Origin of the sequence: Mycobacterium sp. NAZ190054 (assembly GCF_001545925.1) — a bacterium.
GTDB lineage: Bacteria > Actinomycetota > Actinomycetes > Mycobacteriales > Mycobacteriaceae > Mycobacterium.
In genome coordinates this window covers 1-8,378 of sequence record NZ_LMVQ01000159.1, presented here as the reverse complement: position 1 = coordinate 8,378, position 8,378 = coordinate 1, and the positions used below count along the sequence as shown (strand labels likewise).

At 70.7% G+C, this 8,378-nt stretch carries 5 protein-coding genes and 3 pseudogenes; 2 read left to right on the top strand and 6 right to left on the bottom strand.

The features are described 5' to 3' along the window. The 6 genes and pseudogenes from ASJ79_RS13005 to ASJ79_RS12980 all read right to left on the bottom strand — a co-directional run. Positions 1–543, bottom strand: a pseudogene (locus ASJ79_RS13005) (hypothetical protein); the annotation flags it as partial. After that, positions 540–1,823 carry a glycosyltransferase family 2 protein gene (locus ASJ79_RS13000; RefSeq protein WP_369803658.1) on the bottom strand — a complete coding sequence of 428 codons (1,284 nt, stop codon included), beginning with the start codon at positions 1,821–1,823 and terminating at the stop codon, positions 540–542. The gene ASJ79_RS13000 and the pseudogene ASJ79_RS13005, both read right to left, overlap by 4 nt. Continuing rightward, on the bottom strand, positions 1,820–2,644 hold the full coding sequence (locus ASJ79_RS12995) for a glycoside hydrolase family 16 protein (RefSeq protein ID WP_231750838.1): 825 nt from the start codon (positions 2,642–2,644) through the stop codon (positions 1,820–1,822). The genes ASJ79_RS13000 and ASJ79_RS12995 overlap by 4 nt, the downstream gene beginning before the upstream one ends. Continuing rightward, on the bottom strand, positions 2,641–3,306 hold the full coding sequence (locus ASJ79_RS12990; protein WP_067955734.1) for a hypothetical protein: 666 nt from the start codon (positions 3,304–3,306) through the stop codon (positions 2,641–2,643). Before ASJ79_RS12990 ends, ASJ79_RS12995 begins: the two co-directional genes overlap by 4 nt. Continuing rightward, positions 3,303–4,265, bottom strand: a complete 963-nt coding sequence (locus tag ASJ79_RS12985; RefSeq protein WP_231750837.1) for a glycosyltransferase family 2 protein — start codon at positions 4,263–4,265, stop codon at positions 3,303–3,305. Before ASJ79_RS12985 ends, ASJ79_RS12990 begins: the two co-directional genes overlap by 4 nt. Continuing rightward, complete coding sequence (locus ASJ79_RS12980; protein ID WP_369803656.1) at positions 4,262–5,092, bottom strand: glycosyltransferase family 2 protein; 831 nt, start codon at positions 5,090–5,092, stop codon at positions 4,262–4,264. Before ASJ79_RS12980 ends, ASJ79_RS12985 begins: the two co-directional genes overlap by 4 nt. A 268-nt stretch (positions 5,093–5,360) precedes the next feature. Between ASJ79_RS12980 and ASJ79_RS35005 the strand changes: the two are divergent. Beyond that, positions 5,361–8,096: pseudogene (locus tag ASJ79_RS35005) on the top strand (AMP-binding protein); the annotation flags it as partial. Positions 8,097–8,246: 150 nt separating this feature from the next. Continuing rightward, a pseudogene (locus ASJ79_RS33895) lies at positions 8,247–8,378 on the top strand (lipid-transfer protein); the annotation flags it as partial.

The following is an 8,378-nucleotide window of genomic DNA, read 5'->3' as shown; positions in this document are numbered from 1 at the left end:
GCGAAGGCCGCTCGCAGCAGGCGTCGGGTGGGAGCATGCGAGAGTTGGAGTTGCCGTCCGCCGTCGGCGGTCGCGAACCAGCCGTCGCCGCAGTCCTGTAAGCCGAAATCGCGGTAGAAACCGGCGGGCGGCGTCGGCAACCGAGGTGCGGTTGCGCCGGTACCAGTACGCGCTGCTGCCCGCCACGGCCAGCACCTGGACCCAGAGAATGCCGTGCGGATCCCACCGATAGGACCACATCGCCGCGATCGCCGTCAGCGTGACGATCGCCATGCCCAGCACCGGAACCGTCGACAACAGTGCGCGCCGCGGTACCCGCACCCAGGTCAGCACCGCCGCGCCCGGCCCGACCGCGATGAACACGACGAGCGCGACCGCGCGCAGCGCACTCGGCAGCCCGGTCAGCGCGACCACGCCGGCCAGCGCACCGAGGACGGCGAGGTCCGCCATCCGCACCGGCATGACGGGGACTCGCTGCAGCACAACGGGTCTGGCATCCGCGTCGGACGCCGGCGCGGTGACGGGATCCAGGGTGACGGTCATCGGCGGCCCGCCGTGGCGGTGTTGCGCACCTGCTGCCGCCTGCCCTGCCAGAGCGCCCGCGGCCCGCCCAGCACGGCCAGCACCTCGGTGCGCCCCACCGAGGCGGGCACCTCGTCGCCGACGCCGCCGGACATCCGGGCCGGCGAGGACATGATGGCGCCGTAGTCGGCGCCCGCACGCAGCGACGACCTGAACCGCCGGCGGAGCACCTGCACCGCCAGCCGGCGGTGCGAGGAATCCAGCCCGACCTTGGTCAGCCAGGCGCCCAGCCCGAGCCCGTAACCGCGCGCCTGCCGCAACAGGGCGTCGTTGTCACTGCGGTGCCGGTGCCACACGATCGCAGCCGGTTCTGTGGCGAGCGCATCGCCGGCGGTCAGGACCCGGAAGAACAGGTCGAGGTCCTCACCGCCCTGCGACGCGGTGCCCGCGCCGAGTGCCTCGTCGAAACCGCCGAGTTCCAGCACCCGGTCGCGGTTCACGGCGAAGTTCGCCCCCGTGCCGAAACGACCGACCTGGAACGGGAACAGCGGCTGGTCCGCCGGCGGATCGGCCATGCTGAACAGTCGGGGCTGCAGCGACCCGGCCCACGAGACCCGCTGATCGAAATAGGCCTGCGCCGCGGTGCGCAACTCGCCGCTGGGCACCAGCCCGGACACGCACGAGACCCCCGGCGCCCGGGCGAAACCGACGACGAGGCCGCGCAGCCAGTACCGGTCGACGACGACGTCGTCGTCGGTGTAGGCGACGATCCGGTGGCGGGACTGCCGTAACCCGGTGTTTCTGGCCGCCGACAGCCCCGGGACGGGTTCCTCGACGTACCGCACCCGCGGATCGCCGACCCGTTCGACCACGCGCGCCGTGGCGTCGGTGCTCGGGGCGTTGTCGACCACCACGACTTCGAAATCCGGATAGTCCAGAGCCAGAACGGAACTCAGCGCGTCGGCGAGCTGATCGGGGCGCTCCCTGGTGCACAACACCACCGAGACGGCGGGACTCGCAACGGTCGCGGCCGCGGGCCCGCGGTCCGGGCACGGCGGGACGGGAAGGCGCACCACGTCACCGTCGACGGGCGCCTCGACGAAGGCGAGCGGCTGATCGCGGAGCCGCACCAGCACCCGCGCCATCCGGTAGCCGTCGGCGTGGCGGGCGATGAACGCGACCGTGCCGTCGCTGTCGGGAGTCAGCCCGTCGAGATCGAGCATGCCCACCCAGCGGGCCTGCGGCCAGGCGGGTGGACCCTGCGACGGCATCGCGGGTTCGACAGTGAGCGACGGCGTCACGGCGCGGTCACCCTCACCCAGTCGACGAGCATGGTCGACGGATTCGGGGTGGACTGGTCCGGCGGTCCGGGCCAGTCGCCGCCGACGGCGAGGTTGAGCAACAGGAAGAACGGCGCGTCGAAGACCCACCGGCTGCCTTCGGCCAGGTCGGCCGGCGTCACGGTGAACAGGGTGATGTCGTCGACTCCGGTGACGATGCGCCCGGGACTGCGCTCCACCCAGTAGGTGTGGAACTGGCCGGCCAGCGGGAACGGTGGCCGGCCGGAAGCCGAGATCTGTTGGCCGCGTTGGTGTCCGGCCCGCGGCAGGTGCACGCCGGTGTGGAATTCGTCGGCCTGGTTCAGGGTCTCGATCACGTCGATCTCCCCGGCGGCCGGCCAGCCCACGCGGTCGATGTCGCTGCCGAGGAGCCAGAACGCCGGATGCAGTCCGGCACCGGCGGGTAGCTTGATCCGCGCCTCCGCGCGCCCGGTGGTGAACTCGACGCTGCCCTGGGTGGTGATCCGCGCCGACGTGATCCGGTTCAGCGCGTCCCCGCGGGCGGTGATCGCCAGATGTCCCGCCCCGTCCAGACCGACATTGGCGGCGGTGTCGGTGTAGGTCTGCATCTCGTTGTTGCCCCAGCCGCCACCACCGGTCTGGTAGCGCCACTGCGATGCGGGTCGCGCGCCGGCAGGCCCGTCGAAGTCGTCGGCGAAGATGATCCGCGGCCCGCTCGGCTCGGCATGGCCGACGGGTGCGGCGGCCGAACACCCGGCGAGCGCCACCACACACGCCAGTACGGCGACATGCCTGCACATCCGAACGCCCATGCCTCTCATGCGGTTTCCTCGACCAGATCGTCTTCTCGCGGTTGCCCCCCGGCGGTCCGCACGAATCCCGCGCCGCCGACGGCGATGACCCCGACCAGGATGCCGTAGATCGCCATGCGCTGTGCGCCGCCCGAACCGAAGAACGCGTGCCCGCCCATGTAGGTGACGTAGCCGACGAGGCTGACCACACCCGAGGTGACGGCGACGGCCCGACGTTCCAGCGACATTCTCGACGCCGACCCGAGCGCGGTGAACAGCACGCTCACCGACCCCAGCGTCATGAACACGACGATGAGGGTGAGGTTCCAGGCGTAGTCGACGCCGTACGTCACCACGCCGGAGGCCGCCAGGCCCCCGCCCGCGACCGCCAGCAGAAGCGCCGGGCCGCGGTCGGTCACCCGTTGCACCAGCAGGCTCACCGCGACGAAGGCGATCGCCAGCCCCGTCACGACCAGCCCGACGTTCATCGCCCGGTAGAGCTCGCTGCACGACCAGTCACCCGCGGGCCCGCAGAATGCGATCCCCAGCGGCCCCAGTTGCTCGTCGCGATAACCGTAGTGGCCCCGCCACGTCGCGGACACCACCCACTCGGCGGCGAAGTAGACCAACGGCGCCAACGACATCCACGCCGTGATCCGCGAATCCGCCAGCCATCCCCGAATTCTGGTCATGGTGTCCTCTTCCGCGGCCGCACCGCCGGGACCGCGCCCACCAGGTATCCCACGGTGGTGATCAGCAGGCCGGCGACCAACGCAGGCACCCGGGCGGGACGCCGCCGGGCGTGCCACAGCCCGGACGGAAGCGTCCTGGTCGTGTACGCCCGTTCGCTCCGCAGCGCCGCGCCCCGGCCACAGAGCCGGCTCAAGGTCGCCTTGCTGCGGCCTTCGTGGAAGCACCGACGCGCGAAGTACCGCAACGTCGCCCGGTCCGCGGGCACCGCGTGCGACACCGCGAAACCGGTACGGCGGATGATCCGGGCCTGCGGATCGCGCCGGGCCAGCTCGATGCCCATCATCGTCTCCTCGCAGCCGGCCGGCAGGGAGCCGACGCGCCCGAGCCCGTCGCAGAATCCGCCGATGCCGGCGAGCTCGGTCCTGCGGACCGCCATCGCCGCGCCGATCGGGTTGCGGATCGGCGCACCGTCGGGCGGCAGTCCCCGATAGTCACATCCGACGACCCAACCGAACTCCGGTGGGAACCATGCGGGTTGGCGGCCGGACTGCCACGACGGATGCACCGCGCCGCCCAGCGCGGTCACGGTGGAATCGGCGAAGGCCGCACGCGCGTCCTCGAGCGCGTCGGGGTGCAGCACGGCGTCGTCGTCGAGGAACACCACGACGTCGCCGGAGGCGGCGTGCAGCCCGGTGTTCCTGGCGCCCGAGAGTCCGCGGCGAAACCGGTTGGCCGGCAACAGCAGCTGCTCACCGTAGGTGTCCCGCAGGTCGCGGTGCAGTACGTCGTTGTGGTCGACCACGACGATCAGCTCGTCCCCGGCCCGCAGCTGCCCCAGCGCGGCGGTGACCGCGCGATCCAGCAGCGTCCTGCGGGCACTGGTGTAACAGCAGATCACCACACTCACCGAGACGGTCGCCGGCCGGGTGTCCTCCAGAGGCAGCGGCTGCGCGGTCACCGCGACCAACCGGCGCCCGCCGCGGCACGCACCGCGCGGTGGTCGCGGCGCTCACGGTTGATGGTGCGTAGGACCCGGAGCCCGTCGGTCACCGCATTGAGGTTGCTGCGCCCGTAGATTCGCCTGCCCTCGAAACTGCCGACCTCGTGGATGACCCAGCCGCTGCGGGCGGCGCGGACGTTGATCACGGTCTCGATCTCGAAGCCGTCGCCCCACTGCGGCTCCGGCGCATCGGTCGCGGGCAGGTCGAGGCAGTTCAGATTGCGCCGCCAGAATGCGTTGTAGCCGTAGCACAGATCGCTGAACTCCGTGTGGAACAGCCGATTCACCAGCCAATTGAGGCCTTTGTTGCCCAGCCGCCGGAACCGGGTGATGTCCTCGCTTCCGCCGCCGCGGGAGAACCGGCTGCCCTTGGCGAGGTCCGCTCCGCCGACGAGTGCGTCGACGAACAGCGGGATCTCGGCCGGGTCGGTCGACCCGTCCCCGTCGATCATCACGATGATGTCCCCGGTGGCGGCCAGGAAGCCGCACGCCAACGCGTTTCCCTTGCCGGTGCGGGTCTGCTCGATCACCGTGGCGTCGGGCCACAACTTACGCGCGACGTCGGCGGTGCCGTCGGCGGATCCACCGTCGATCACCACGATCTCGTCGACCGGCGGCATGCGCCGCGCGACATACGCCAGGTTGCGCGCCTCGTTGCGCACGGGGAGCACGACGCTGACGGTCGGGCGACCGGGCGCCGGCTCCCGCACATCCGGGATCTTTGCCAAAAAGTTGCCCACACGCGTAGAGACGCGCATGTCGGACTCTGGAACGATCTCCGTCACTTCGTCGAAACTCCTTGTCCTACCCAGTTTCAGCGCAAACAGCAACGGAGCGCACCCAGGGTCCCCGGAATCGGCGGCGGCACAGCCGTACCTTAACTGTGAAGTACCTTAGCGAAGTCGGGTGCGATTGTGGCCGCTCCCCCCGCCGGCTATGATCAGCATCACAACTTTGGGTAGCCTAAGCAAAGTTACGCGACTTTAGTATCGTCAATCGGCAGTCAGTCGACGAACCTCCGTCCTCACCGATCTCCCTACCTAGGACCCACCGATGCCGATGACAGGCCGTACCCCCACCCCCGGTCTCGGCATCGACATCGCCGCGGTGATGACGTCGAGCGCGGCCACCGGCGCGCTCGGGTTCGTGTTCTGGACGGTGGCCGCCCGCGGCTACGACGCCGCCGAGGTCGGACGTGCCTCGGCGATCATCTCGTCGGCGACGCTGATCGCGATTCTCGCCAACTTCAGCCTCGGCAGCCTCTACGAACGCTTCCTGCCACTGGCCGGTGCGCACACCCAGCAGGTGGTGCGCAGGGGTATCGCGTTCGTGTCGTGCACCGCGCTGCTGTTCGGAGCCGTGTTCGTCCTGGTCGGCCCCCGGGCCGAGCTGTTTCCGAATTGGCCTGAGGCCGTGCTCTTTCCGGCCTTCGTCGTGGTCCTGGCGGTCTATGCGCTGCAGGACCAGATCCTCATCGGGCTGAGCCGCGCCCGGATGATCGCGACCAAGAACATCGGGCAGTCGACCGCGAAACTCGTCGTGGTGGCCGCGCTCATCCCGCTGGCGACCGGCGCGGCGATCGTGTGGTCGTGGGTGTTACCGGCCGCGGTGATCACGGCGGCCATCGCGTTGGTGGTGATCCGGCGGGAGACCGCGCAGCGCCGCGGAGCGGCCAACCTGCCACCGCGCCGTGAACTGGTCCAGTTCTTCGCGAGCTCGTACGCGATCAACGCGGTCGGAGTGACGGTTCCACTGCTGGTCCCGTTGATCGTCGTCGCGCAACTCGGCACCGAGATGAACGCCTACTTCTCGATGTGCTGGCTGGTGGTCAACACGCTCGGCGTGCTCGTCGGCGCGACCGCCGCGCCGTTCATCGCCACCGCATCCACCCCGGGTGCCGATCTGCGTTCCTGCACAGTGCGTTTCGTGCTGCTGTGCGGCGGGGCGGCGCTGGCCGGGTGTGTGGCGCTGTTGATCACCGCCCCGCTGATCCTCGGCATCCTGGGACCCCGGTACGCCGAGCACGGAACCACGCTGATCCGGATCATGGCGCTCACCCTGCCGTCGGTGGCCCTGATGACGGTGTACACCGCACTGGCCCGTCTGCAGCGCCGGCTGCGCCTGGCCGTGGCCGCCCAGCTCCTGCTCGGGATCGTCGTGGTCAGCGGCGTCACGCTGACCACCAGACGCTTCGGCATCGACGCGGTCGGCTACACCTACCTGGCCGCCGAGTTGCTCAACACCCTGCTCCTGCTCGTGCCCACCGTCCTGCTGCTGCGCAAGGTGGCCGCCACCCCGCGCGGCCGGGCGCTGGATTCCGTCGGCCCGACCGTCCCACCACGACCGGACCTGTCCCGGTACGGGGCCGTCGAGCATGACTCGGTCGCCGCCCGGTTCGCCGAAGTCGCCGCCGAGAGGCCTGACCACATCGCGCTGCGCACCGCCCGCGGCTCGATCAGCTACGGCGAGTTGTCCGCGGCGGCCGCCGGCTGGACGGCGATGCTGCACGGACGCTCCGACCCACAGGCCGCGATCGCCCTCGTCGGTGACCTGACCCCGCACACCGCCGCCGTCATCATGGGCGGCTTCGCGTCGGGGGCCCCGCTGGTCCCGCTGGACACCGGCCTGCCGGTGGACCGGATGACGCACATCTTCGGTGCGCTGGAACAGCAGGGGCGTCACCTCGACACCGTCGTCGTCGGGGACGGGCATCGGCTCTCCGGGCAGTTCGCCGGTCGATACGCGGTGTGGACGGCCGACCGGGCGACCGCTCTGCGCGCAGCGCCCGTGACGGCACCGCAGCCCGGTGTGCAGACGGTGACCAGCATCCAGTTCACCTCGGGCTCCTCCGGTGAGCCGAAGGCGGTGCTGCACGTCAACGGCACCTGGTTGAGCGACTGGATTCTGCACCGGGACAGGTTCGGCATCGTGGCCGGCGCGCGCGTCGCGCTGTGCATGCCGGTCAGTTTCGCCGCCGGACTCAACGTGCTCATCGGATCCCTGCTCTCGGGTGCTGAGGTGATCGCGATCGACCCGCGCGGCTGCACCCCCGGGGCCGCCGCCGACCGCCTCGCCGACGCCGACATCGTGATGTGCACACCGTCGTTCCTGCAGTCGGTGACCGACGCCGCGACCGGTCGCACCCTGCGCCGCGTCCAGCGCATCGTCACCACCGGTGAACCGGTGTACGGCAACGTCATCCGGCGGGCCCGAGAGCTCGCGCCGAACGCGGTGCTGACCAACTGGGCCGGCTCTTCGGAGACCCTCGGCATCGCCCACTTCGACATCTGGCCCGACGAGCCGATTCCGGCGGGGGTCATCCCGGCCGGGGTGGCGGTCCCGCACAAGACGCTGGCCGTCGACGAACAGGGCCGCCTGACCGTGACCTCGCCCTACCTGGCCGCCGGCTACCTCGCACCCGAGAGCGCGTCGACGACTTTCATCGAGAACCCGGACGGCAGCCGGACGTTCGTCACCAACGACCGGGCCCGTATCGACGAGTCGGGAGTCCTGATGGTGCTCGGGCGCATGGACGCGGCGCTCAAGATCCGCGGCTACCTCGTCGAACCCGCCGAGGTCGAGGCCGCGCTGCTGGACTGCCCCGGTATCCGCGAGGCGCTCGTCGTGGCCGACCCGGCGTCCGAATCGCCGTCCCTGACGGCCTATGTCGCGCCCGCGCCGGGCACACGCACCCCCGCGGTCGCCGATGTTCGCGCACAGCTGCACGAGCGGCTGCCGGCCTGGATGGTGCCCAACCACGTGGTGATGCTGGAAACCCTGCCCCGGAACGAGCGCGGCAAGGTCGATCGACGGGCGCTGCCGGCACCCACCCGCGGACCCATCCGGCCTCCGGCTCCCGGCCTGGAGACCGACATCGCGGCCGCGTGGGCGGCTGCGCTGCGCCTCGACGAAGTGGGCCGCAACGAGAATTTCCATGCGCTGGGCGGACGTCAACTGTGGGAACAGAGCGGCCTGTCACCCGACGACATCCAGACGGCGGTGCTCTACGACCACTTCACGCCGTACACCCTGATCCAGCTCGAAGAGTTGGGCTTCTGCGGTAAGGGCGAG

Excerpts from the sequence above, each read along its gene's own strand:
- ASJ79_RS12995 (WP_231750838.1), bottom strand. The coding sequence starts at position 2,644 with ATGAGAGGCATGGGCGTTCGGATGTGCAGGCATGTCGCCGTACTGGCG.
- ASJ79_RS12990 (WP_067955734.1), bottom strand. The coding sequence starts at position 3,306 with ATGACCAGAATTCGGGGATGGCTGGCGGATTCGCGGATCACGGCGTGG.